Origin of the sequence: Lacihabitans sp. CS3-21 (assembly GCF_024343675.1) — a bacterium.
Taxonomy (GTDB): domain Bacteria; phylum Bacteroidota; class Bacteroidia; order Cytophagales; family Spirosomataceae; genus Leadbetterella.
In genome coordinates this window covers 16,485-42,681 of sequence record NZ_RJUD01000024.1, presented here as the reverse complement: position 1 = coordinate 42,681, position 26,197 = coordinate 16,485, and the positions used below count along the sequence as shown (strand labels likewise).

Genomic DNA, 26,197 nt, shown 5'->3' with positions numbered 1-26,197 from the left:
AAGCTGGCTTATTGGATAAATGCCTACAATGCTTTTACGATTCAATTGATTCTTGACAACTCAGAGAATGACCTCAAAAGCATAAAAGATATTGGAGACAAAATTAAAATACCATTTGTGAATACGCCTTGGGATGTAAAGTTTATAAACATTGGTGGCAAAAAAATGGATTTGAATAATATAGAGCATGGTATCATAAGAAAGCAGTTTAAAGAGCCTCGTATTCATTTCGCTTTAGTTTGTGCCGCTAAATCATGTCCGCCACTAAGAAACGAGGCTTTTACGGCTGAGAGGTTAAACGAGCAATTGAACAATCAAGCTGAAAAATTCATAAACGATACATCTAAAAATAAAATCTCAAAATCAAGTGCAAGCATTTCAAAAATATTTGATTGGTACGGCATGGATTTTAAACCTACCTCCATTATAGATATCCTAAACAAATATTCAAAAACGAAACTGGATTCAAAAGCCAAGATTTCTTACGCCACTTATGATTGGTCGCTTAACGGTTCTTTTTAAATAAATCTCTATTTTGTTTCTTTTACCAAACCTATTGAAGAAATTTGCTTCTTTTTAAATACATAGATGAGTAATGTTCTTTTTTGGTTCAGAAATGATTTGAGGCTACACGACAATGAGGCTTTTTGTAAAGCTGCTCAAATGGGTGCAGTAGTTCCTGTCTATGTTATCGACACGCGATTACTTAAAAATACTTTTTTAGGTTTTAAGCGAACGGGCAAGTTTCGTTTGAAATTCTTACTGGAGTCTCTAGCAGATTTAAAAACCCAACTACAATCTTTGGGCTCAGATCTTATTGTGAAGGTAGGGATTCCCGAAAATGAACTTTTTGAAATCGCTGTTAAGTATAATGTGGAGTTTGTGGTTACATCCAAAGAGGTTACCCAAGAAGAAACCAGTGTAGAAGCAGCATTTTCTCAAAAACTCAAGACAAAAAACATTGATATTGAGATGTATTGGGGCAACACACTCATTCATGTTAGAGATCTTCCTTTTCAGATACATTTTGTTCCGGATATTTTTACCGATTTCAGGAAAAAGGTAGAAAACTTTTGGAAAGTAAGAAGAACATTTGAAACCATAACAAAACTTGATTCTCCAGATGATTTGGAGGAAAGCTTGATTCCAAAACTCTTGGATTTGGGATATGAGCATTTTGAAAAACATCCCAAAGATATTATGGGTTTAGATGGCGGCGAAACTGCAGCTTTAAAGCGTCTTCAAGAATATATTTGGGATAAGGAACTCATACATACTTACAAACAAACAAGAAACGGTCTTTTAGGCAAGGATTATTCCTCCAAGTTTTCAGTTTATTTAAGCTTAGGCTGTCTTTCTCCACGAATGATTTATGAGGAAATAAAAAAAGCTGAAGCCATCAGAGGAGCCAATGAATCTACTTATTGGTTGATTTTCGAACTACTTTGGAGAGATTACTATTATTTTATTGCCCTCAAATTCGGTATTAGGCTTTTCAAAAGAGCAGGTATCAAACATGATTTTACTAAAAGATGGAAGCGAAACCGTGAGCATTTTAAAAAGTGGATGGATGGAGAAACAGGCGTGCCATTTATTGATGCCAACATGAGAGAGCTAAAACTCACAGGTTATTTGTCCAACCGGGGAAGACAAAATGTGGCCAGCTTTTTTACAAAAGACCTTGGCTTAGAATGGTGGTGGGGAGCCATGTATTTTGAGAGTCAATTAGTTGATTATGAGGTTTGTAGTAATTGGGGGAATTGGAATTATTTGGCTGGGATAGGAACAGACCCAAGAGAAGATAGGTATTTTAGCCCTGTAAGCCAAGCAAAAAAGTATGATCCCAATGCTGAATTTATAAAATATTGGATCCCTGAACTGCAAAGTATTGATAATGAGGTGATTTTGGAGATAAATGAGCTCAAATCAGTTTTGAATGATTCTATAATATATACCAGTCAAATAATACCGAAAAATAAAAAATGGTAAAAGCTACCGTTTAACACAGCATTTGAAGAATTCATAAATAATATTTTTTTTGATATTGGATTCTTTATTTAAATTTGATAAATTTTAATAAAAAATAAACTGAAAATGAAAAAAGGAACTCTCGCAATTGTGGCAATTCTTTTGTTGTTTGGAATGTACGGATGTAGCTCATACAATGGATTGGTTGGTAAAGACAACAACGTTCAAAAGCTTTGGGCAGATGTACAAACCCAATATCAAAGAAGAGCAGATTTGATCAGTACATTGGTGAAAACTGTTCAAGGTGCCGCTGATTTCGAAAAAAGTACGCTTACAGAAGTGATTCAAGCAAGAGCTTCTGCCACACAAGTTAAGTTTGAGGCCAAAGACCTTACGCCAGAAAACATGGCAAAATTCCAAGCTGCCCAAGATCAATTAAGTGGATCATTGAGTAGATTGATGGTGTCTGTAGAGCAGTATCCGAACCTAAAGGCCAACCAAAATTTCCTTGACTTGCAAGCGGAACTTGCTGGTACTGAAAACCGTATAGCGGTAGCTCGTAGGGACTTTAATGGAGGTGTGGGTGAGTATAACTTATCTGTTAGATCATTTCCAATGAACATCTTGGCTGGTATTTTTGGATTTGCTCCTAAAGGATTCTTTGAAGCTTCTTCAAAAGCACAAGATGCTCCCGACGTAAATTTCGATTTTAAGAAATAATTAAATAGCCCGTCGTGAGGCGGGCTTTTTTTATGTTTATCCTTTCTGAAGTTCAGCAAAAAAACATTACGGAAGTCATTAAATTGGCAGAAACCAATACTTCTGGTGAAATAAAAGTACATATTGAAGAAAACTGCCCTGGTGGCGATGCAATGGCCAGAGCCAAAGAAGTTTTCAAATATTTGTCTTTGCAAAAAACAGCTCAACGAAACGGAGTGTTGTTTTATTTGGCATACGAAGACCACAAGTTTGCGGTTTTTGGCGACAAAGGAATCAATGAAAAAGTCGGTCAGACTTTTTGGGATTCTACCAAAGAAATTCTTAAAGAGAATTTTAAAAAAGGTGATTTCGAAACTGGCTTGTGTTTGGGCATAAAAGAAGCTGGGGAACAGCTGAAGTACTATTTTCCATACAATACAGACGATAAAAATGAAATTTCAGATGAAATAAGCCGTGGATAATAAAAAAACAATAATACGATTTCTCGCTGTAATATTTTTACTTTTTTCCTTACAAATTGGCTTTGGGCAAGACATACCAGAGAAGCCAAACCCACCTAGATTAGTCAATGACTTTGTGGGCGGATTATTGAGTGCGGCTCAAATTCAGGCCTTGGAGCAGAAACTGGTAGCTTACAACGACTCTACATCTTCGCAGCTCACTATTGTGATTGTGAAGACCGTTCAGCCTTATGAATCTGGGGATGTGGCTCTAAAAATCTTAAGAGATTGGGGTGTTGGTCAAAAAGACAAAAATAATGGCATAGTATTGCTTTGGTCTCCAGGAGACAGAAAAATAGCCATACAGACAGGATATGGAATGGAAGGTGTTTTGCCGGATATGTATGCCAAAAGAATCATTACCAATGTTATCGGACCGAAATTTAAGGAACTAAAATACTACGAAGGACTAGACGAAGGTACTACAGAGATATTCAAATATGCTGCTGGCGAGTACAAAGCCGAACCAGAAGAAGAAGGTGATGCCTTTTTAGGTTTCATTATAATTTTACTTGTTATCATATTCATAATTTGGATATTCTACAAAATAGGTAAAAATAACAAAGGTGGCGGCGGATTGCTCAGCGACAGTGCTGCACCTTACACCACTTATACAGGCTGGGGCCGTCAAACAGGAAGCTGGGGCGGTGGTTGGTCAAGTGGCGGAGGAGGCGGTGGCGGCTGGTCCGGCGGCGGTGGAGGTTTTGGTGGCTTCGGCGGCGGAAGTGGTGGTGGCGGCGGTGCCAGTGGAGATTATTAAAAAAAAGAGCGATTTGTGTAAATCGCTCTTTTTTTGTTGTTTGCACTTTAGGAAAAGTGCTCTACTTATAAATTTCCTTTCTTCAACTCATTCACCGCAAAATCAGCTGCCCGAGCTGTGAGAGCCATGTAGGTCAGCGACGGATTTGCACAGCTATTTGAAACCATACAAGCACCGTCTGTTACGAAAACATTTTCAGCTCCCCAAACTTGGTTGTTTTTATTGAGAACTGATTCTTTTGGTGTGTGACCCATTCGAGCTGTACCCATTTCGTGTATACAACGGCCAAAGCCTTCGAAATCATCGTAGGTGCCAATGTCTTTGTATCCAGCGGCTTCTAGCATTTCTGCTGCATCATTTACCATGTCTTTTCGCATGCGTTTTTCGTTGTCACCAATTTCTGCTGAAAAATTGGCCAAAGGCATTCCCCATTGATCATTCTGAGATTCATCTATCCACATTTTGTTTTCAAAATATGGCAAAGTTTCTGCAAAAGCACTCAAACTTATATTCCAAGGCCCTGGTTTTGATGCACTATTTTTGAAATCCACTCCAAAATCCTCTTTCGGCATATTCCAACCGCGGCCGCTACCACCTTCATAACCAAATCCTCTCAAATAATCTCTTTTGTCATTGCCAATATTCCTGTAGCGAGGCACATAGAATCCGTTAGGTCTTCGGCCAAAATAATATTGGTCGTCGAAACCTTCCACACTGGCATAAGCTCCCGCAGAGAAGTGGTGATCCATCAAATAATGCCCCAAAACACCACTATCATTGCCCATTCCGTTCGGAAATCTTGCCGATTTGGAGTTGAGTAAAATATAGGTAGAAGCCATGGCAGAGGCATTTACGAAGATAATTTTGGCATTAAATTCCAAAACTTCTTTCGTGTTTTGGTCGATAACTCTTACGCCCGAAGCTTTTCCTTTTTTCTCATCGTAAAGTATTTCGCTCACTATGCTATGTGGTCTGACGGTGAGATTGCCAGTACGATTAGCTGCAGGTAATGTGGCGGATTGCGTACTGAAATATGCCCCAAACGGACAACCACGCCAGCACATGTCTCTGGCTTGGCATTTGGCTCTCCCGAGCGAAAGTTGCTCTTCGGTGGGTTCGGTTATGTGGGCTTGTCTTGGAGGAATCACATGTCGGCCATCAAATTTCTGATTTATCACAGCTTTCAAATGATTTTCAACACACGTAAGGTCGAATGGTTTTTGAAAAACACCGTCTGGCAAATGTGGAATATTCTCTAAACTACCAGAAATACCTGCAAAACGTTCTACATAATCGTACCACGGAGCAATGTCTTTGTATCTGATGGGCCAGTCGGCACCAACCCCCTCTTTTATATTGGCTTCAAAATCTAAATCACTGAATCGCAATGCCACCCGTCCCCAAGTTAGGCTTTTGCCGCCCACCTGCCAGCTTCTTATCCAATCAAAACGTTTTTCTTCGAGATATGGATAGTCAACATCTTTTACAAACATTTCTTTGGAGGCTTCAGTGATGGTAAAACCAGTTCGCTCATGTATGGGATAGTTTTTCATTTCTTCCAAAGAAACTTTTACATTTCTGTGTTCAAAATCCCAAGGATTTTTAAGTGCCGTTTTGTAGTCTTTTATATGTTCAATATTCCTACCTCTGTCTAGCATAAGTACCTTCAATCCTTTCTCGCACAGTTCTTTAGCTGCCCAGCCGCCAGAAATACCCGAGCCAATTACAATGGCATCATAAGTAAGCTTTTCATCATTTTTTGATTGAAGTTTCATTTATTAATTAAGGTTTGATTCTTAAAAATAATTATAATTATTCGAAAGTGAGGTGGCTTTGCCTTCAAAGATTTAGTTTTTTGGTTTATTTCAAATAAAAGGCATTGGTTTTATTATCTTTTTTTCTACCTTTGCAGTCCGATTTAAAAAAGAAGGGGGTGTAAATTATGCTACATATTCAAATTAAGGATAACGAGTCAATCGATAAGGCTCTGAAACGTTTCAAGAAGAAGTTTGAAAAAACTAAAGTTTTGAAAGAACTAAGACGCCGTCAAGCGTTTGAAAAAACCTCAGTATCGCGAAGATTCGAAGTGATCAGAGCGTCATACAAGCAAAAAACATACGGACACATCGACGATTAATCGTTTTTGTAGAACCATATATTTCGACTAATTTTGTAATGAATAATAATCTTACAGAATTGGTCGATTTTTTTTTATCCTACCTTCAAAACGAGAAACGACTAAGCCAGCACACGGTGTTAGCCTACAAAATAGATTTGCTTCAATTTCAGACCTTTCTTAAATCTCCAAATACTGAGTTTGACATAATACAAGCCCAATACCAAGATATTCGAAGATGGATTGTTCAATTGTCTGAAAATGAGATTGATAACAGAAGCATAAATCGGAAAATAGCGAGTTTAAGAGCTTTTTTTAAATTTTTACAAATCAAAAAGAAGATTGAAGTTAATCCAGTGACTTTGGTGAAATCGCTCAAAACAGCCAAAAGACTGCCTGTTTATGTAGAAGAAAAACCCATGGAGAACCTTTTTGCTGATATAGAATTTGTAGAAGATTTTGAAGGATTGCGGGATAAATTATTGTTAGAAATGCTCTACGGAACAGGTATAAGGCTGTCTGAACTGATAAATATTAAAGTTTCGGATGTGGATATTTTCGGAAGAAAAATAACGGTTTTGGGCAAAAGAAACAAATACAGAGTAATTCCCCTCCATCAGACATTACTAGATTTGATTCAGAAATATTTAAAAGCTAAGAGAGATTACTTTGATTCTGAGCATGATTATTTAATTCTAACAGATAAACACGACCAACTTTACAGGGTTTTCGTTCAAAGAAAAGTTAAACATTATTTAGAGTTGGTGACTACTATATCCAAAAAGTCTCCTCATGTTTTAAGGCATTCATTTGCTACCCATTTACTAAACAGGGGAGCAGATTTGAATGCCATCAAGGAATTATTGGGTCATGCTAACCTAGCCGCTACGCAAATTTATACACACAATTCAATTAGTCAATTAAAGGAAGTCTATAAAAAGGCTCATCCAAAAGCTTAAATTATGAAAATCAGATTATTTGTTCTCGCATTATCTTTTGCTGTTCAAGGTTTTGGGCAGGAATCTACGGAAAAGTCGAAGTATGATCCGGTGGCGGTGTTTAATCCAATGATCAACTATCAACCTTCTACGGTGTTTAGAAGTGCGTCCGGAAATCCTGGGCCATCCTACTGGCAAAATCAAGCCAATTATAAGATAACTGCAGCACTCGATGATCAAAAGAATAGCATCTCTGGATCCGTCAAAATCGAATATATCAACAATTCACCTGATGAAATTACTTTCATTTGGCTGCAATTGGATCAGAATAAATTTAATTCAGATTCGAGGGGGAGCAAAACTACACCGCCGAATTTGGGTAGGTATGGTTTAAAAGACTTTGAGGGTGGCTATAAGATATCTAACCTTAAATTGGAAACACCCAAAATGAGTGCGAGAAATCAGTCTGTTAAATCTTTGATTGATGACACGAGGATGCAGATATTCTTATCGGAACCCTTAAGAACCAAACAAAAAATTGAGATTTCTATGGATTTTGATTTTTTGATACCCAGTAATGGGTCAGATAGAATGGGTATGTATGAAGCCAAAGATGGGATGATATACACCATAGCTCAGTGGTTTCCAAGAGTTTGTGTATATGATGATATTGAAGGCTGGAACACCACGCCGTATTTGGGAGCTGGAGAGTTTTATCTTGAATATGGCGATTATGATTTTGAAATTACGGTTCCCTACAACCACACCGTGGTGGCCTCTGGTGAATTATTGAATACCCGAGAAGTTTTAACGGGAAAACAAATAGATAGACTCAAAAAAGCTCAAAATTCTGATGAAACTGTGGTGATTTTTGATAAATCGGAGATTGGCAAAAATGGCTCTCGACCAAAGAATTCTGGAACACAAACCTGGAAGTTTTCATGTAAAAACACCAGAGATGTAGCTTGGGCCAGCTCTTCAGTATTTGTCTGGGACGCAGCACGTGCGGTTTTGCCATCTGGTAAAAACATTTTAGTGCAGTCGGTTTATCCAGCAGAAGTTGACGCAAAAGCTGAGTGGGGTAGATCCACCGAATATACAAAACACAGCATGGAATATTATTCAGAATTATTATACGAATATCCCTACCCAGTAGCCACCAATGTTGCTGGAATTGTGAGTGGAATGGAATACCCAGGCATTGTATTTTGTAGTGCTAGGAGCAAAAGAGCAGGTTTGTTTGGCGTTACAGACCATGAGTTCGGCCACACCTGGTTTCCAATGATTGTGGGTACAAATGAGCGGAAATTTGCTTGGATGGATGAAGGTTTTAATACGTACATCAATATGCTTTCATTGAAAGCTTTTAACAAAGGAGAATACTACAAAGAACAAAAAACACAAGACATGGCATTTTTTGCACGAGTAAGCAAGGCAATTTTAACACAGCCGGATGCTATGCCTGAAGCAGAAATTGGCTCTTTAGCTTATTATAAACCAGCCATGGGGCTAAAAATGTTGGCTGAAGCAGTTGTGGGCGAAGAAAGAATGAATCTTGCTCTAAAAGAATATATTCGTAGATGGGCTTTTAAGCATCCAACGCCTTTTGACTTTTTCCATACGGTAGAGGATGTGGTTGGTGAAGATTTGGGTTGGTTTTGGAAATCTTGGTATTTTGAAAACTACAAAATAGATCAATCTATAAAAAACGCCAAGTATATAAACAACAATGCTTCAAATGGAATAAGTATTACCCTAGAGAATTTAGAGCAAATGCCTATGCCAGTGGAAATGGAAATTAAAGAGAAAGGTAAGGAAACCAAGTATATTAATCTTCCAGTAGATATTTGGGCAAAAACCAAGGAATGGACGTTCAATTATCCATCTACCGGAGAAATAGAGTCAATTAAACTTAATCCTAAGGGTATTTTGGTAGATTTTAATACCAAAAACAACAGTTGGAAACCCAATTGATTTTTAGTCAAAAATCTTTAAAAACTGGTTGACTTCATTTTGTTTATCTTCTTCGCCTATTTTTTGGTAGGCAAAAGATAGATTGGTGAGTACGCGTTTGATAATCTCAATATTTGAGCAAGACTTGTAATATTTCTCATTTGGCTCAATGTTCATCTGTTTGAGGTAGTCGTCGATGTCTTTCTCCAAAAAAACTTGGCCTCTATTAAATGGGTTTAAATAAAATCTGTACCCTGGGTAATCGAAGATTAAAACAAAAAGATTGGGAAGATTAACGCCATAGATAGGTAAGTCTAGACGTTGGGCCAATAATATAAATAAGCAACTCAAAGCTACTGGATTACCTTTTTTTTGGCTGAGCACTAAATTGAACATCGAGTTGGAGGGAGAATGAAAGTTTTTAATGTTTGGCTCAAACTTCAATTGCTCAAAAATCACATCATTGAGGATTTTTACCATGTCGTTGGGGTGCATTTTTTCATGCGTATTTACCCAAACTTTCATTTGAATATTTTTTATTTCCTGATTTAAAGTTTCCACTTTCAGGTCAGGATATTGGTATTTCGCAATCAACCAAAGGCCTGTCATCAAATCTGTATGGTTATTGTTTTTCCATGACTCCAAATCTGCAGAAAGATTGGAGAGGTGTAAATCGTGAACTAGATCTTCTATTTTTTTTTGAAGAACGGGGTTAAGTCCATTTCTCTCCCATTCTTTTTCTAAAATTGGAATAACTTCATGACCTAAATTTTTGATATTATTCTCAACAATATTTACCACCTCCATGTCAGAATCATCAAGAAGTGAAATCATTGCCTTTAAATCCTCCCTATTCATGATTTTGGTTATTTTTTTGGTCAATATCTTAAGTATTAAATTTAAAACCAAACATTATTTTTAAAACATTTTTTATCTCACTATTTTTGCTAAAATATCTAATTATGAACGTACTCGTTACCGGAGGTGCTGGTTTTATTGGCTCCCACACAGTTGTAGAATTGGTAAATGCTGGTTTTTCTCCAGTAATTATTGACAACTTGAATAATTCATCCGAATCAGTTTTGACTGGTTTGAAAAATATAATAGGTTTTGATGTGCCTTTTTACAAAGCTGATTGTAATGATTTTGAGGTAGTTAAAGATATTATAGTCAAACACAAAATAGAGGGTATTATCCATTTTGCTGCATACAAGGCTGTGGGAGAATCGGTAGAGAAACCGATCAAATATTACAAAAATAATATTGGGTCACTAGTAAATATTTTGGAAGTGATGCAAGTCACCAAAGTAAAAAATCTTGTATTTAGTTCGTCTTGCACAGTGTATGGTCAGCCTGATCATATTCCAGTAACTGAGGATACTCCGAAGAAAAAAGCAGAGTCGCCATATGGAAATACTAAAGCCATAGCGGAGGATATTTTGGAGGACGTAATAAAATCTGGGGAACAGATGAGTATCATATCGCTGAGGTATTTTAATCCAATTGGTGCACATCCAAGTGCTGAAATTGGTGAATTGCCCAATGGCGTTCCTAGCAACTTAATTCCTTTTGTTACCCAAACTGCCATAGGTAAAAGAAACAAATTGGTGGTTTTTGGAAGCGACTATAATACTGTTGATGGTTCCAATGTTAGAGATTTTATCCATGTGGTTGATTTGGCCAAAGCCCATGTTTCGGCATTGAATTTGCTAAAGGGTAAGGAGACAGCATTTTATGATGTTTTCAATTTAGGGACAGGAACAGGCAACTCCGTTTTAGAAATAATTAAAACCTTTGAGGAGGTGAATAATTTAAAACTGAATTACGAGATTGGTCCGCGTAGATCTGGAGATGTTGAAAAAATCTATGGAGACGTTGAAAAAGCCTCTAAGATTCTAAATTGGAAAACTGAAAAGTCTTTAGAAGAAAGCCTCAAAGATGCTTGGACATGGGAATTAAAACTAAAAAACAACAATAATTAATGAAGTTTGAAAAGTGCATTCTAATAACAGGTGGAGCAGGGTTTATTGGCTCACATGTGGTAAGACTATTTGTTACTAAATATCCACAATATCAAATAGTTAACCTAGACAAATTGACTTATGCAGGTAATTTGGAGAATCTAAAAGACATAGATAAACTCCCCAATTATACATTTGAACATGGTGATATAGTTGACGAAAATTATATAGATAGTCTTTTTGCAAAGTATCAGTTTGATGGTGTAATTCATTTGGCTGCGGAATCTCATGTAGACCGGTCAATAACTGACCCTATGGCATTTGTAAAAACCAATGTAATAGGAACTTGCAATTTGTTAAATTCTGCTAAAAACCTCTGGAAAGGCCAAATGGAAGGCAAAAGGTTTTACCATGTGTCTACAGATGAGGTATATGGAGAATTGCATGACCCAAGTGAGTTTTTTGTAGAGACTACCAGTTATGACCCTCGATCGCCATATTCAGCGTCTAAAGCGAGTTCTGATCACTTTGTGAGGGCATATCACAATACTTATGGCCTTCCGATAGTAGTATCTAACTGTTCTAACAATTATGGGCCTAATCATTTTCCTGAAAAACTCATTCCATTGATGATAAATAATATCAAAAATTGGAAACCTCTTCCAGTTTATGGAAAAGGAGAGAATGTAAGAGACTGGTTATTTGTAATAGATCACGCCAGAGCCATAGATAATATTTTTCACAATGGTAAAAATGGGGATACTTACAACATAGGTGGAAACAACGAGTGGAAAAATTTAGATTTGGTTCACCTATTGTGCGATTTGATGGATGAAAAACAAGGAAATCCAGTCGGAAAAAGTAGGGAATTAATCACTTACGTAACAGACCGAGCAGGTCATGATTTGAGGTATGCCATTGATGCCAGCAAATTGATGTCGGAGTTGGGTTGGGAACCTTCCGTAACTTTTGAAGAAGGATTGTCAAGAACAGTGGACTGGTATTTGAATAACTGGGATTGGATAGAAAACATCACTTCTGGTGATTACCAGAAATATTATACCTCGATGTACGAAACAAGTGCTAATTAATAAAATATGAAAGGAATCATTTTAGCAGGTGGTAGCGGAACTCGTTTGCACCCCCTTACTTTAGCTGTAAGCAAGCAGTTGATGCCCGTTTACGACAAACCCATGATTTATTATCCATTGTCAATTTTAATGTTGGCTGGAATAAACGAGGTTTTGATAATTTCAACACCCCACGATTTACCACATTTTAAAAAATTGTTGGGGGATGGCTCTCAAGTCGGATGTAAATTTGAATATGCTGAACAAGCATTGCCAAATGGACTTGCCCAGGCTTTTGTCATTGGTGAGGAATTCATTGGTGATGATAAAGTAGCTTTGGTACTTGGAGATAATATATTTTACGGAAGTGGATTGAGTAAATTGCTTCAGTCATGTGCTGATCCAGATGGTGGAATGGTGTTTGCATATCCAGTGCATGATCCTGAAAGATACGGTGTTGTGGAATTTGATGCTGATTTTAATGCTTTAAGTATTGAAGAAAAGCCAGAAAAACCGAAGAGCAATTATGCTGTGCCAGGTTTGTATTTTTATGATAATGAGGTGGTAGAAATTGCTAAAAACATTGAGCCATCTCCAAGAGGTGAGTATGAAATAACCGATGTAAATAGAGTTTATCTAGAAAGAGGTAAGTTGAAAGTAGGTGTAATGAACCGAGGAACTGCCTGGTTAGACACGGGTACATTTAATTCTTTGATGCAAGCTGGCCAATTTGTTCAAGTTATCGAAGAAAGACAAGGATTAAAAGTTGGGTGTATTGAAGAAGTGGCCTATAGAATGGGCTTTATTACCAAAGACCAACTTATTAAAATAGCCCAACCTTTGGTAAAGTCGGGCTATGGTCAGTATCTATTGAATATATTGAAATGACATATTAATATCACCAGCCGTCATCAGCAACAGGTTTCTTTTTAACTGGTGTGGTGGCGGCTGTTGTTTTTCCTTTTGCCTTAGGATCTGCTTTGGCTGCAATGAGTGGTGCAGAAGATACCACGCTTTCACCTTTCTCTATTCTTGAGTAAACTCTACTCACAATCTTCCATTCGTTATTTACTTTTAGAAGATTCAGTAAATCTATAATTTTTGAGGTAGGGTATTCGGTTTCGGTAATTGCTGTTGCAGCTGTACCTGCATAAGACCAAGAAACTACCTTAGTAGTTCGCTCCATCTTTTGATTCGGCTTAATTTTAGAAGCCAAAGACTCCACTGTCATGCCCGTTACGCCGGTTTTTCCAACTGATTTTTGAATGGCATCACTAAAAAAAGCCTTCTTAAACCTCTCAACTTCTCCATTAGTACCTCCTTCTAAATAGTCATTAAGAGTTTGATTTATCAATTCTTCGTCTGACTGAGCACTGGCTGAGAAAAGCGACAAAATCAATGTCAACGATAAAAGTATATTTCGCATATTTAAAATTATTTTTCTGCAATTTAAACGTATTTTTTTAATCAATATTTTTTGTGACATTTTTTTTTCTTTTCGGTCTAAATACCAGACAAAAAAATTAAATTTGTCTTAAATAAATTTTTAAAATTAAAATTTCAACAAAAATGGGATTAATGTCGTTTTTTAAGGGAGTAGGCGAGAAGCTTTTTGGAAAATCAGAGGCTGAAGTTGCAGACAAAACTCCAGAACTCAAAGCATCTGCCCTATTAGCACACGTGCAAGGTTTAGGTTTAGAATTTAAAGCACTTACTGTAAAAGTTAATGGAGACACTGTGACCATTTCAGGTGAAGTAGAAACGCAAGAGCAAGCAGAAAAGATTGCATTGGCAGTAGGAAACGTAGAAGGCGTTGAGGCAGTAGATAACCAAATGGTAGTTTCTAGTCCAGCTCCAGAAGCTAGATACCATACTGTAGAGAAGGGAGATTCTCTTTCTAAAATAGCCAAAGAAATGTATGGTGATCCAATGAAATACCCTGTTATATTCGAAGCTAACAAGCCAATGCTAAAAGATCCAGATTTGATTTATCCAGGTCAAGTTTTAAGAATTCCTGAATTATAAAAAAAAGAGCCTTTCGAGGCTCTTTTTTTATTTTATGACTGTGAAGGTGTAGCTCTTTTTTTTGCTGAAAAATTTAAGATTATACTTTCCAAAACTAAGATCAGGTAAAATAATTTCACCTTTTGACTTTTCAATAAGCTTATAGGATTTTAAACGTTTTCCTTCGTTAGAAAATAAAATGACTTCAGAAATTTCATCACCCAATATCTCGAAATTTACTTTCTGGTCGTAAACTGGATTTGGAAATACTTTTAGTGCATCATTATCAGATGCTGTGTTTCCAAGAATTGATATCACATTTACCACCGCCGACCCTTTTGAGGTTCCTACTCCACAATAATTAGATACTTTCAATAATTTATATTCTGTCGAAAAAAGTGGACTCACAGAAACTTTAGTTTCGGCAGAGTTTACTTTTATTTCGCCGAGTGGGTCTAAAGTCAAAACCCAAGGGGCAGATCCTTTGAGTGAAATATTTAGGCTGGTGGAGTCTCCTAATTTAATGTTTGAGGTACCACTTATTTCGGCCTCAACTGGCTCATCAATTATGATTTCAATCTTGCTTTTTTTACTTTCACAATTGTTGGAGTCACTCTGAGAAACATAGAATATTTGTTTATTTGCAGTTTTTCCGTTTACTAAAGTGCTGTATGTGAACTCTTTCGAACTTTCGTTTTCATACCATTTTAAATTCATCCCACTGGCTTGGAGCAAATAATCTTGAGTTCCAAAGCAGATATTAACTGGACTGATCACATTAGGTGGTGTGGGGTGGTTTTTTGCCATAAATTGGAAAGCATTACTAAAGTCTGTTGCTTTTTTCCCCATAACTTTCAGGCTGTAAAGCTTATTCTTCTGAATTTCTTGAGGCAGATAAAATTGTAAAGAGTTAGAGTTTATTTTTGGTAAAATATTGAAAATCTGGTTACTGTTTTTTACTTGTACGCTATAATAATCTGGGTCTTCATTTTGCCTCAAGCCAATAATAGGTAAATCTATCAAACTTTCATTACAATAAGTTTCGGAGCCTAGGATTTGTAAATTAGGCTGCAACACCTCTACATATAAACTTGGTATTTGGTCAATTTGTCCGCATACATTGCTGATTTCAGAAATAAAGAATAATTTGCTGGAATCAGCCAAAAAACCAAAATTGATGGTTTCAGAGTTGATTTTTTCGTAAGTGAAACCCTCCCAATCTTTAAAACTCCATGGACCCGACCCCCCAAATTTGAGGTTTAATTGTAGCTCTTCGCCTTTTTGAATCGCATTTTGAGAGCTTGAAATCTCAGCGGAAGGCAAAGATTTAATCTCAAAGCTTTCACTGATAGGGCTTTCGGTATAAGGCAGCGTAGAAGTTATAATCAATCTATAATTACTGCCATTCTCCCAGGACTGGTCGATGGGTATTTTTATTTGTTTATCGCTTAAAATTTTATATCCAAAAATCTCTCTAAAGTTGCTTCCATTTTTGTCTGATATCTCCACTTTGAATTCATTTTTCGATTCAAAAGAGCCTGTTTTTTGAAAAGTAGCTGTAATACTATCACCTTTGCAATAAATTTTTTTATTTAAATCCGTGATGCTCAAAAAGTTGGATATGTTTTTTGTGATTTTGTATTCAGCAAAAGAAGATAATCTAATATTAAGACCAGATTCCATTCTCTGAAACTGCATTGGAGTAAATTGTTGTCCACATTTGTGGTGATAAGACATATAGTTGTCTATCGGAGGGCTGTAATTTTCACCATTAAAATCTAAAATATCAGAAGGGATTTTTTCTGCACAATCCAAAGAAATGAGTGCTGGGTTTCTCTCAAATGGATCTGCGGGTGTATCGCAAAGTTCATCACCTGCAGTGGTGCAATTTGCTCCTATTCCTCTCGTCACCAATTCTCTTTTTTTGATATCATTGTTGTTGCTGTCTTGGTAAGTATGGAGTAAACCAAAATAATGGCCAAATTCATGCGGAACTATTTTTTCTTTTAGTAGTGAAAAACTAACAGGGTCATTATCTCGATAGCTTAAAATCACTGCGTTAGATCTTTTGCTAAAGTTTGGTAAACTGCTGTATCCATTCAGCAGGCTTAAATCTGGCCGGGTAATGGTATGCGTAAAATATAAATTTATAGCATTATCACTGTCATATTTGGCTCTTAAATTGGCATCACTTTCGGTTTTTAAATCATAGAATTCATTGTCATAAATGTGTTGAACGACGTTGTTCTCGACTAAAAATCGTATGTTTATTTCAGAAAACACCAGATTTAGTTTGTTTATCAATTCTAAAACTTGTTCTGTAGTGATCGAAATTGGAGATAAGCTGCTATGTATAACATTTGGTTTTATATATAACTCGTATGTGGCACCTTTCCTGCCATTTTTTATATTAAGGCTTTTTTTAAGTATTTCAGCATATAGTTTTTTGTCGCTTTCAGAAAAATCTGTTGCACCACACCATACTTGACTTTTAGCTGAATGCCAATAGAATATAAGGCCCAAAAATATGATTATTCTCTGGAGAGGCATGTTTTTTTTTACTGACAAATTTCAAAAAGCAAAATTAGTTTTTTTTGATTAAATATTTTTGTATTTCAACTTAAATTGCTCAAACTCATGCATTAATAGATCGACTCTTTTTTCAAAACCTTCCAGATTACCTGTTTTTGCGGGTACTTCAATATCTTTGGTTATTTCATGAATTCGCATCAAACCTATGGTGCCTGAGTTGCCTTTTAAAGTATGTAATTCTTTTTGGATAGTTACTACATCATTATTTTTAAATGCTTCAATCGAATGGGCTATTTGTTCTTCTGCCTCTTTCTCAAAATCCTCAAAAACAGATATAAGCATTTCTTGACCCACCATATCTCGAAGGCTTGATATGACTTCAGGATCAAATTCTGGGATTTCGCTTGAGATTTGGTAAACGCCAGACTGTGTTTTTTCTTCAGTATCAACTTTTTCTGCAATAGGTCCTGATTTTTTCTGACCTGAAATATATTCTTCCACCTTTTTGATGAGCAAATTGGCACGGATTGGTTTAGATATATAATCGTCCATTCCCTTTGAAATAAAGTTTTCCCGGTCATGTTGCATTGAATATGCGGTCATGGCTACAACTTTGGGCAGTTGACTCCCAAATTTTTCTTTTAATATTTGTGTGGTTTCTATTCCATCCATTTCAGGCATCTGAATATCCATCAATATAACATCAAAAGCTTGATTTTGAGTGAAAATATCAATCGCTTTTTGTCCTGAATCTGCACTTTCAACAATACAATTGGCTTTTTTTAGTATCTCAGAGGCCACTTTTCTATTTACCGCATTATCGTCTACCAAGAGTATTTTAGGCGAATAGTTTTTGAAATAATTATTGAATGATATTTCATTTTCTGCGTATTCGCTAGCTGTTACATCAGCTTTTATGGCTTGTTTGGCTTTAATTGTGAACCAAAAATTACTTCCTTCATTGGGATTAGAAATTAGCCCTATCTCTCCGCCCATTTGTCTGCAAAGTTCTTTGGATATGACCAATCCCAGCCCCGTTCCTCCAAATGACTTTTTCGTTGAAATGTCCAACTGTTGGAATGAGCTAAATAATTTTTTCTGGTTTTCTTCAGAGATCCCGATTCCTGAGTCGATGATTTCGAATTTTACCAAATGTTCATTAGAAACTAATGGTAAACTGGTTACCTTAACCCTAATCACTCCATCTCGAGTGAATTTAATAGCATTAGAAGTTAAATTAGATAGGATTTGCAATAATCGAATCTGGTCACCTTCTATGCAAGACGGGGTTTTTGTATCAATATCGAATATCAATTGATTATTTTTCTCCAGGGCTTTTTGGTTAAAAAGTGCCACGAGATTGCTTAATGTTTCACTTATTTCAAAAGGCTTATAAACGAGTTCCATTTTGCCAGCCTCGATTTTCGACAAATCAAGGATATCGTTTAGGATAGTCAGTAGGGTTTCTGATGATTTTTTTATAGTTTGAACATAATCTTTTTGATTTTTTTCTAAAGGAGTTTCGTTCAAAACATCTATCATCCCAATGATTCCATTCATCGGTGTTCTGATTTCATGGCTCATATTAGCCAAAAACTGCTCTTTTATTTTTAGCGAGTGCTCTGCTTCATTTTTAGCTTTTTTGAGTTCTTCGGCACTTTTCATCAGCTCTGTTATGTCCCTTGCTACGCCTTCTACTTCTATAGGTATGCCTTTTGAGTCTTTTATCATTCTGATATTGAGCATAAACTGCCTCAATGTCTGGTCTTTACGTTTTACAATTACTTCAAAATTTGTAATGCTTCCAGTTTTAAGAAGAGCTTTAATGTCTTGGGATGAATTCTTTGCGTTTTCAAAAAATTTGTCCACTTTTTGATGAATTACTTCTTCAACCGTATAACCAGTATGAGCAAAAACAGAAGGTGAAATCATAATAACGTTTCCCGCCAAATCTGTCCTGTAGTAAATGTCAATGAAAGACTCTATTGTATTTCTAAACTTATTTTCACTTTTCTGAAGATTTATCAAGGCATTTTTCTTCTCAGTGATATTTCTTGCAATCCCAGATACTTCTTCTATTTGTCCATCATCTTCAGACAAAATAGGGTTTAAATAGAATTCAAACCAATTGTTTCCTCCATCTTTTTCTCCCCAATGCATTTCAAAATATTGAGGTAAACCTTGGAAAGCAAGATTGTATTTCTCTCTTAGTGTGGGTCTGTCGTCCGATGAAATAAGCTTCCAGCCAAGTTTTTCAATACTGCTATTGATGGTTGGAGAAATTCCAAGTTGCTCGAATATGAGGTTATGATAATTTTTATTGAAAGAACTCAGTTGACGCTTTTGATTTACTGTCCAAATATAATGTGTGCTGCTATCAAAAATGGCGTTTAAACGGGAGGTTTGAATCATTAGTTCTTCTTCCGATTTTTTCCTTTCCATCGCAATGGCTATTTGTCCCGATACGAACTCTAAAAGTTCGAGGTCGCGGCTAGAAAACTTGTTTTCATCAGAATAAGATTTAATGCCAATTACACCGATGGTTTTCTCATTTATTTTGAGTGGGACTAAAATCTGAACAGCTGGAAGGTTGGATTCATAGATAAAGAGTTTTTCCTTTTCAATTAATAAACTCAGTTCTTCTTTGTTAAATATCAGTGGTTTGTTTTGCAAAATTGAATATTCTATGAGTCCGTTTCCAAGCTTACGTTTTAAGTAATTCTGACCGGTTTCGTAGTATTCATCCACATGATATGGGAAATAAATGCTGTTGTTCTCGGGTTCATAAACCGCTACAAAGAAATTGTTGGCATAAATATTTTTCTGAAGGTTTTGGTGAACTTGCGAAAGAAACCCCTCTAGGCTTTTTGTGTTGAGATTACTCTGGGCAATGGCATAATACAAATTTTGAGCGGCTTCAGCTCGCCGTCTTTGGGTGATGTCTTTGAGGATACAGCGGAATGAAACCGGCTCGCCTTTTATATATCTACAATTGATGTCACCTGAGAGATAAATTCTTTTTTTCTGTTTGTTTCTAATTACCAACAGAAAATCGCTTATGGGTTCACCATTTTTTATTTTTTCAAAATTGGTCTTTATGGTATCTATAAATTCAGGATGCAATATGTCATCTATGGACATTTCCTTAATTTCGTTTCTAGAATATCCTATAATTTCTAGAAAAGCATTGTTTACAAACATAAACTCACCCACTAGCGACAACATAAGGATGATGTCGGAGGTATTGTCCACAAAATCTTGAAGGAGATCAAAATTGTCTTTAGTTTGGGTTTCTGCTTTGTTTGAAATTATTTCTGCCATTTAGCTTTAGGGTCTTTTTCTGCCTAAATCTAAATAATTAATGCTTAATTTTGGGTATTATTTCAATAAAAAAGAATTTCATTTGGAAAACGTAAGGGCAAAAAAACACTTAGGTCAACATTTTTTGAAAGACCTCGAAGCCGCTAAAAGAATTGTAGATTTATTCCAAGACAAAAATAGCAATAAGTTGGTGCTTGAAATCGGCCCAGGAATGGGGGTTTTAACTCAATATTTATTGAAGAGAGATGAATTGGATTTGGTATTGGTGGAAATTGACACAGAGTCGGTAGCTTATTTAAAAAAGAACTTTGCCATTGCTGAGAATAAAATAATAGAAGGTGATTTCTTAAAAATGAATTTTCAAGAAAAATTACAATTGGTTGATAATCAAAAATTTGGAATAATTGGAAACTTTCCTTACAACATTTCTTCCCAAATATTTTTCACTGTATTGGATCACAAAGACCAAATTGAGGAAGTCGTTGGAATGGTCCAAAAAGAAGTGGGACAACGGATAGCTTCTAAGCCTGGAAATAAAGACTATGGTATTTTAAGCGTGCTACTTCAGGCTTTTTATGATATTGAATACTGTTTTACGGTCCTTCCAGGTGCTTTTAATCCTCCTCCCAAAGTAGATTCTGGCGTTATTAGGTTAGTAAGAAATTATGATAAAGTGCTAGACTGTGACTTTAAAAAATTTAAACTGGTGGTTAAAACAGCCTTTAATCAAAGAAGAAAGATGCTTTCAAATGCCCTAAAACCAATTACTACTAAAGAGCTACCTTATGCCAACAAGAGAGCGGAGAACCTTGATTATCTGCAATTTGTAGAGCTTACAAAGTTAATTTTTGAGGTGGCGTAGTTTTTCCAGGTTAAGGATTTTTATTTTTCCAGAAGAAATTTCAATCAATTTCTCATCTTTAAAATCAGAAAGTGTCCGAATGGCTGTTTCTATGGATGTTCCAGCCATATTTGATAAATCTTCCCTACTTATTTTCAGTCCATTCGCAGGTTTCTTGTCCTCGTTTTGGTCAAAAAACTTAATGAGGCATTCTGAAACTCTTTTTCTTACAGAATTATAGGCCAGTTTCAAGAGTTGATCTTCGTTTTCTTTGATGTTGTCAGAAAGCATTTTAATGAATTTCTGAGAAACCTGCCTGTTTTGATGAATAAGTTTGAAAAATTCAGATTTTGGTATTAGGATTACCTCACAATCTTCTAGAGCTGCAGCAGATTCCATATAGCTATTTTCTCGCATCAGATTTACGTAGCCAAAGAAATCACCTTCGTTGTGGAGGTTTATTATTAACTCTTTGCCATCCTCATTAGTTTTGTAGGTTTTGATTTTCCCTTTTTCAATGTAGAACAAATAAAGTGGAAAATCCCCTTCTCTAAATATTTCAGATTTTTTTTTGTATTTTCTTTTTTCTCGGTTGTTGGTCAAGTTGCGAAGTTCTTGTTCGCCACCCACATCACGCACAAGGTTGTTTAGTCCATCAATATTTCTCGAATATTTTTTCTCGAGAAGTTCAATTTTTTTGAATCTACTTTCTATGGCATTCAACAAATCTACGTCATCAAAAGGTTTGGTAATGTAGTCATCAGCACCCATTTCCATGCCTTTTCTAAAGTCTTGACGATCTGCTTTTGCGGTCAGGAATATGAAAGGGATATTTTCTGTTTCTGGATTTTTTGAAAGTAAATGAAGCACGCTATATCCATCCAAAACAGGCATCATGATATCGCAAATGATTAAATCAGGCTTTGAGTTAGAGGCTAATTCGACCCCTAATTTTCCATTTTCAGCTGTAATTACCTCATATCCATCCAGTTCTAATATTTCGGAAGTATTTTCTCTGATTTCGTTGTTGTCTTCTATGAGTAATATTTTTTTCATGGGAGCAAGAAGTTATTATTTTTATGGGGTTTTTAGATTCCTAGGTAAATTTACATTAAAAATGCTTCCTTTGCCTACTTCACTTGAAAATTTAATGGTTCCTTTTAGGTAGTTTACATATTGCAAAACGATACTCAAACCCAACCCTGTTCCTTGAATATTTTCTACATTGCTTGATCTAAAAAATCTTGTAAACAGTTTTTTGTGGTCGACTTTTGGAATGCCTAATCCGTAATCTTTGACTGAGAAAAGAACATCAGAGTCATCCATATTTATAATTATATCTATTGGACTATCTTCGCCTGAAAATTTTATGGCATTGGTTAAAAGATTAATCAAAATATGTCTAATTAGTTTGGGGTCTTGATATACGGTTATTTCATCAATATCTGAAGCTATGAGGTTGAGTTTTTGCCCTGGTTTTAAAAGTCCATGTAAATCCAAAATCAAATCATTTACAAAACTATTTAGGTTGAAAGTTTCTGGGTTTATGATGACTTTACCTTCCTCTATTTTGTTGACTGAAAGGATATCATTCAAGATTTCTGTCAGATTTTTGATAGATTTCTTTATTCTTTCATTATGCTTATTTCGCTTTTCAACATCGTTCAATTCATTGTATTTTTCCATCAAAGAGAGCGATGACAAAATCGTCGATAATGGAGTTCTAAACTCGTGGGAAGCGATGGATATGAACTTTGTTTTCATGGAGTTGAGTTCTTGTTCTCTTTTCAATGAATTATCAAGCTCATTTTTAGTTTTTTCTAGCTTTTGAATGGCTTCTTTTAAAATTAGCGTCCTTTCCTCTACTTCTTTTTCAAGTTCTTTCCGATAGTTTTTTTCATTTTCTTCCGCTTTTTTTCTATTGGTGATATCGATGATAAAGCAAATTACAAAACTTCCCAAAGAGTTTTTGAATGGACTAAGACTCACTTCTACTGGAAATTCAACGCCGTCTTTTTTTACGGCAAACAAGTCAAACTGAAGACCCATGCTTCTCGCATGTGGGTTTTCCATGTATTTTTCACGATGACCAACATGATTATGCTGAAATCTTTTAGGAATTAAAACTTCAATATTTTGGCCAAGGATTTCACTTTCAGTATCATAGCCAAAAGTTTTTAATACGGATGGATTAATTTTTAATATTCGACTTTGACTGTCAGCAATGACAATACCCTCATTGGCGTATTTAAAAATAGCTTCGAATTGATTTAATATATCGATTTCCACAAAGTACGGATTGTAAAACTGATCATTTTTTGGTTCCATTCGCAAACTATCCTTAATGTTTGACCAAAATTATGACATTTGTCATAATTAGTATTATGAAGCTCCAATAATTCTTTTTCTATTTTTATTTGTGGCTGATTAGGGTCATAATTAGTGATAAAAGTTTTCACCAATTTTGATTCAGTATTTGAAATAGAAAGAATGAAGAGCAAAGAGAAAATATTTATTAATTCCGAAACCAGAATCTCGCAGATTTTGAATGGTTTTAATGCTGCTTTCCCTTTTTTAAGAATTGAAATTTATAAAAAGGGGGAGGTAATTACCTTAGATCACAGAGATTTTAGGCTTTTTGAAATTGCGGGTATCAAAGAACCTAAAGATTTTACGATACATGGCGAACTGAAAGTGAGTGAAATTGAACAACTTTTTTTCTTAAACCTAGGTTTAAAAGTAGCAATTTTTCGAAAAATGGGTACGTCCACTGTAGAAACTACTTTTACCAGTCAATGGACTTTAAATCACCAAAATTGTAAAGGGGAAGAAATTTATCTTACTATTTGACAATTGTTTAGATTTCCACTACAACTCTTCCGACTTGATTTCCTTTTAACATTTTTTCAATCTCCGCCCCAATATCTTCGAGCCTAACTACTTGGCAAATACTTTCAAGGTTTATTGGCTTCCATTCATTTGAGAGTTTTTTCCAAAGATATGCTCTCCAAGTAATTTCTGCTTCTGCAGAATCAATGCCAAAAAGTGCCAAACCTCTTAAAATAAAAGGAAATACAGTGATATGAAGATTGGGTGATAATGCCATACCGCAAATTGATACTCCTCCATTAGGTTTTACAAGTTTTAGTATGTTTTCTAAAACAGTTCCACCAACAGTATCTATTCCACTAGAAAAAAGTGGCTTAAGTAATGGCCTGTCGGAGATTTCGAAACTATGAATGATATCTTTAGCACCAATTTGGTGCAAAAACTCTTTAGCAGATTCTTTTCTGGAAAAAGCAACCGTATCTATTCCGAGTTTATTCAGTATCATGATCGCCAATGACCCTACACCGCCTGTTGCTCCACTTACAATCACTGGGCCATTCAATAGGCCATTTTTAAGGAGTTTATCAATACACATGGCCGCGGTGAGACCCGCTGTGCCAAATATCATGCTTTCTTTTAAAGAAAGTCCTCCAACCTTGTGAATTGCCCAATTAGAGGGAATGGATATGTATTCAGAAAATCCACCAGAGGTATTCATGCCAAGGTCAAATCCTGTTACAATTACTTCATCTCCAATTTTAAATTTTTCAGTGTTGCTTTTCATTACAACACCAGCCGCATCTATGCCAGGTGTATGGGGGTATTTTTTTGTCACGCCTTTATTGCCAGATGCAGAAAGTGCGTCTTTGAAATTTATGGAGGAATATTTTACTTTGACCAAAAGGTCATTGGGAATTAAAGAATCAAGGCCCGCTTTCTCAATGGTTTGAGAAAACGAGCCATCTTCAAGTTCTTTAACAATTATTTTTTTGAAGCTTTCCATTTGTGGTAGTCTAATGCAGCCTTTACAAAGCTTATAAACAATGGATGCGGCTGCAATACGGTACTTTTCAATTCAGGGTGATATTGCACACCAATGAAGAATTTCTTTGTAGGAATTTCAATTATTTCCACCAAATCATTTTCTGGGTTGGTTCCACCGATAAATAAACCATTGGCTTCAAAATCCTTGCGGTACTTGTTGTTAAACTCCCAACGGTGGCGGTGTCTCTCTGAAATTTTAGATTTACCATATATCTTTTTGGCAAGCGACTTATCGGTCAATTTACAGTTGTAAGAGCCCAACCTCATGGTGCCTCCTTTGTTCTCCACATTCTGCTGATCTTCCATTAGGTCTATGACAGGGTATTCGGTATTTTTTTCCATTTCTGTAGAATGGGCTCCCGACCAACCTAATACATTTCTGGCATATTCTATAACGGCCATTTGCATACCTAAACAAATTCCTAAAAACGGTATGTCGTTTTCTCTAACATATTTTACAGCCTCTATTTTCCCTTCAATTCCTCTTTCTCCAAAACCCGGAGCCACCAAAACAGCATCAAGGTTTTTTAGTTTTTCTTCGGCAGTACCAACTACCAATGATTCTGAGTGAATCCAAGATATTTTTACCTTACAATTGTTTTCAGCACCGGCATGTATAAATGACTCAATGATAGATTTATAGGCATCCTTTAGCTCTACATATTTACCAATGAGGCCAATGTTTACTTCATGCTCAGGTTTTTTTAACCTTTGGAGAAATTCCTCCCACTTTTTCATATCTGCATCGTGGTCGTTATATACATCTAGCATATAAAGTACGCGTTGATCCAGCTTTTCTTTTTTCATCAGCATAGGCACTTCGTAGATGGTTTTGGCATCCATGGCTTCTATTACTGAGTTTATTTCTACGTTACAAAACAAGGCAATCTTTCTTCTAATTTCTGAAGGCAAGTGATGTTCAGTTCTACAAACTATTATATCTGGCTGAATACCAGACTCTTGCAGTTGTTTTACAGAGTGTTGAGTCGGTTTGGTTTTAAGTTCTTCTGCTGATTTTAGGTAAGGAACAAGCGTAAGGTGAATGGTAAGCATGTTTTTTTCTCCCAATTCCCACTTCAGTTGCCTTACAGCCTCAATAAATGGCAGGGATTCAATATCACCCACACAACCACCAATTTCCGTAATGACAATATCATATTTACCTGTTTCGCCAAGTATCCTGATATTTCTTTTTATCTCATCTGTAATGTGCGGAATTACTTGAACGGTTTTTCCTAGAAAATCGCCTTTACGCTCTTTGTTCAACACATTGTAGTATATTCTACCCGTGGTAACGTTGTTAGCTTGTGAAGTTTGAACGTTCAAAAAACGCTCATAATGTCCTAAATCCAAGTCGGTTTCAGCACCATCGTCGGTTACATAACATTCACCATGCTCATAAGGATTGAGTGTGCCTGGATCTACGTTTAAATATGGGTCGAGTTTTTGAATGGTTACAGATAAGCCTCTAGCTTGTAGTAGTTTAGCTAATGAAGAAGCAATGATGCCTTTGCCCAATGATGAGGCTACTCCGCCTGTTACGAATATATACTTAGTTTTCTTTTGCTTTCCGCTCAATGGCATCGTATTAAATGATTGATTACGGGATACAAAGTTAGGAATATTTGGCTAAGCCGAGC

General features: G+C 36.0%; 23 protein-coding genes. 14 read left to right on the top strand and 9 right to left on the bottom strand.

What is annotated here, in order from left to right; translation table 11 throughout:
• From EGI24_RS13440 to EGI24_RS13420, 5 genes are all read left to right on the top strand, one after another.
• Positions 1-522, top strand: a 522-nt coding sequence (locus EGI24_RS13440; protein ID WP_255048948.1) for a DUF547 domain-containing protein, incomplete at its 5' end; no start/stop codon positions are given.
• 66 nt (positions 523-588) lie between these two features.
• Positions 589-1,989 carry a DASH family cryptochrome gene (locus EGI24_RS13435; RefSeq protein WP_255048947.1) on the top strand — a complete coding sequence of 467 codons (1,401 nt, stop codon included), beginning with the start codon at positions 589-591 and terminating at the stop codon, positions 1,987-1,989.
• A gap of 105 nt (positions 1,990-2,094) precedes the next feature.
• The gene (locus EGI24_RS13430; protein ID WP_255048946.1) at positions 2,095-2,688 is read left to right on the top strand and encodes a LemA family protein; all 594 of its coding nucleotides are present in this window, start codon (positions 2,095-2,097) and stop codon (positions 2,686-2,688) included.
• Positions 2,689-2,720: 32 nt separating this feature from the next.
• The gene (locus tag EGI24_RS13425) at positions 2,721-3,149 is read left to right on the top strand and encodes a TPM domain-containing protein (protein ID WP_255048945.1); all 429 of its coding nucleotides are present in this window, start codon (positions 2,721-2,723) and stop codon (positions 3,147-3,149) included.
• A complete protein-coding gene (locus EGI24_RS13420) occupies positions 3,142-3,948 on the top strand; it encodes a TPM domain-containing protein (RefSeq protein ID WP_409035480.1) in 807 nt (268 codons plus the stop codon). Before EGI24_RS13425 ends, EGI24_RS13420 begins: the two co-directional genes overlap by 8 nt.
• Before the next feature lie 65 nt (positions 3,949-4,013).
• On the opposite strand, the gene EGI24_RS13415 is transcribed toward EGI24_RS13420, so the two are convergent.
• Positions 4,014-5,723 carry a GMC oxidoreductase gene (locus tag EGI24_RS13415; RefSeq protein WP_255048944.1) on the bottom strand — a complete coding sequence of 570 codons (1,710 nt, stop codon included), beginning with the start codon at positions 5,721-5,723 and terminating at the stop codon, positions 4,014-4,016.
• A gap of 167 nt (positions 5,724-5,890) precedes the next feature.
• Between EGI24_RS13415 and rpsU the strand changes: the two genes are divergently transcribed.
• From rpsU to EGI24_RS13400, 3 genes are read left to right on the top strand one after another with little or no spacing between them, the layout of a single operon-like run.
• Entirely contained in the window at positions 5,891-6,085 is a 195-nt protein-coding gene (gene rpsU, locus EGI24_RS13410; RefSeq protein WP_255038492.1) for a 30S ribosomal protein S21, read from the top strand.
• A gap of 38 nt (positions 6,086-6,123) precedes the next feature.
• Entirely contained in the window at positions 6,124-7,023 is a 900-nt protein-coding gene (locus EGI24_RS13405) for a tyrosine-type recombinase/integrase (protein ID WP_255048943.1), read from the top strand.
• 3 nt (positions 7,024-7,026) lie between these two features.
• The gene (locus EGI24_RS13400) at positions 7,027-8,976 is read left to right on the top strand and encodes a M1 family metallopeptidase (RefSeq protein ID WP_255048942.1); all 1,950 of its coding nucleotides are present in this window, start codon (positions 7,027-7,029) and stop codon (positions 8,974-8,976) included.
• 3 nt (positions 8,977-8,979) lie between these two features.
• Here EGI24_RS13400 and EGI24_RS13395 read toward each other — a convergent pair whose 3' ends face one another.
• Positions 8,980-9,813, bottom strand: coding sequence for a transglutaminase-like domain-containing protein (locus EGI24_RS13395; RefSeq protein ID WP_255048941.1), 834 nt, complete (start codon positions 9,811-9,813; stop codon positions 8,980-8,982).
• A 104-nt stretch (positions 9,814-9,917) separates the two neighbouring features.
• On the opposite strand from EGI24_RS13395, the gene galE reads away from it, so the two are divergent.
• From galE to rfbA, 3 genes are read left to right on the top strand one after another with little or no spacing between them, the layout of a single operon-like run.
• Positions 9,918-10,937, top strand: coding sequence for a UDP-glucose 4-epimerase GalE (gene galE / locus EGI24_RS13390; protein ID WP_255048939.1), 1,020 nt, complete (start codon positions 9,918-9,920; stop codon positions 10,935-10,937).
• Positions 10,937-12,007, top strand: a complete 1,071-nt coding sequence (gene rfbB / locus EGI24_RS13385; protein ID WP_255048938.1) for a dTDP-glucose 4,6-dehydratase — start codon at positions 10,937-10,939, stop codon at positions 12,005-12,007. Before galE ends, rfbB begins: the two co-directional genes overlap by 1 nt.
• A gap of 6 nt (positions 12,008-12,013) precedes the next feature.
• Complete coding sequence (gene rfbA, locus EGI24_RS13380) at positions 12,014-12,874, top strand: glucose-1-phosphate thymidylyltransferase RfbA (RefSeq protein ID WP_255048937.1); 861 nt, start codon at positions 12,014-12,016, stop codon at positions 12,872-12,874.
• 10 nt (positions 12,875-12,884) lie between these two features.
• Here rfbA and EGI24_RS13375 read toward each other — a convergent pair whose 3' ends face one another.
• A complete protein-coding gene (locus tag EGI24_RS13375) occupies positions 12,885-13,412 on the bottom strand; it encodes a nuclear transport factor 2 family protein (protein WP_255048936.1) in 528 nt (175 codons plus the stop codon).
• A gap of 143 nt (positions 13,413-13,555) precedes the next feature.
• Between EGI24_RS13375 and lysM the strand changes: the two genes are divergently transcribed.
• Positions 13,556-14,011 carry a peptidoglycan-binding protein LysM gene (gene lysM, locus EGI24_RS13370; protein ID WP_255048935.1) on the top strand — a complete coding sequence of 152 codons (456 nt, stop codon included), beginning with the start codon at positions 13,556-13,558 and terminating at the stop codon, positions 14,009-14,011.
• A 27-nt stretch (positions 14,012-14,038) separates the two neighbouring features.
• Here lysM and EGI24_RS13365 read toward each other — a convergent pair whose 3' ends face one another.
• Together EGI24_RS13365 and EGI24_RS13360 are read right to left on the bottom strand one after the other, a co-directional pair.
• Positions 14,039-16,540, bottom strand: coding sequence for a M43 family zinc metalloprotease (locus EGI24_RS13365; RefSeq protein ID WP_255048934.1), 2,502 nt, complete (start codon positions 16,538-16,540; stop codon positions 14,039-14,041).
• A 48-nt stretch (positions 16,541-16,588) separates the two neighbouring features.
• On the bottom strand, positions 16,589-19,843 hold the full coding sequence (locus tag EGI24_RS13360) for a PAS domain S-box protein (protein ID WP_255048933.1): 3,255 nt from the start codon (positions 19,841-19,843) through the stop codon (positions 16,589-16,591).
• 82 nt (positions 19,844-19,925) lie between these two features.
• On the opposite strand from EGI24_RS13360, the gene rsmA reads away from it, so the two are divergent.
• Entirely contained in the window at positions 19,926-20,705 is a 780-nt protein-coding gene (gene rsmA / locus EGI24_RS13355; RefSeq protein ID WP_255048931.1) for a 16S rRNA (adenine(1518)-N(6)/adenine(1519)-N(6))-dimethyltransferase RsmA, read from the top strand.
• Here rsmA and EGI24_RS13350 read toward each other — a convergent pair.
• Positions 20,685-21,740 carry a response regulator gene (locus EGI24_RS13350; protein WP_255048930.1) on the bottom strand — a complete coding sequence of 352 codons (1,056 nt, stop codon included), beginning with the start codon at positions 21,738-21,740 and terminating at the stop codon, positions 20,685-20,687. The genes rsmA and EGI24_RS13350 overlap by 21 nt on opposite strands.
• Positions 21,741-21,761: 21 nt before the next feature.
• Entirely contained in the window at positions 21,762-23,012 is a 1,251-nt protein-coding gene (locus tag EGI24_RS13345) for a PAS domain-containing sensor histidine kinase (protein ID WP_255048929.1), read from the bottom strand.
• Between the two features lie 162 nt (positions 23,013-23,174).
• On the opposite strand from EGI24_RS13345, the gene EGI24_RS13340 reads away from it, so the two are divergent.
• Positions 23,175-23,534: a hypothetical protein gene (locus EGI24_RS13340; RefSeq protein WP_255048928.1), complete on the top strand. Its 360-nt coding sequence runs from the start codon at positions 23,175-23,177 to the stop codon at positions 23,532-23,534.
• Positions 23,535-23,541: 7 nt separating this feature from the next.
• On the opposite strand, the gene EGI24_RS13335 is transcribed toward EGI24_RS13340, so the two are convergent.
• Positions 23,542-24,516 (bottom strand): YhdH/YhfP family quinone oxidoreductase, encoded by a 975-nt coding sequence (locus EGI24_RS13335; RefSeq protein WP_255048927.1) that lies wholly within the window; start codon positions 24,514-24,516, stop codon positions 23,542-23,544.
• Positions 24,495-26,141, bottom strand: coding sequence for a CTP synthase (locus EGI24_RS13330; RefSeq protein ID WP_255048926.1), 1,647 nt, complete (start codon positions 26,139-26,141; stop codon positions 24,495-24,497). The genes EGI24_RS13335 and EGI24_RS13330 overlap by 22 nt, the downstream gene beginning before the upstream one ends.
• Positions 26,142-26,197 lie beyond the last annotated feature (56 nt).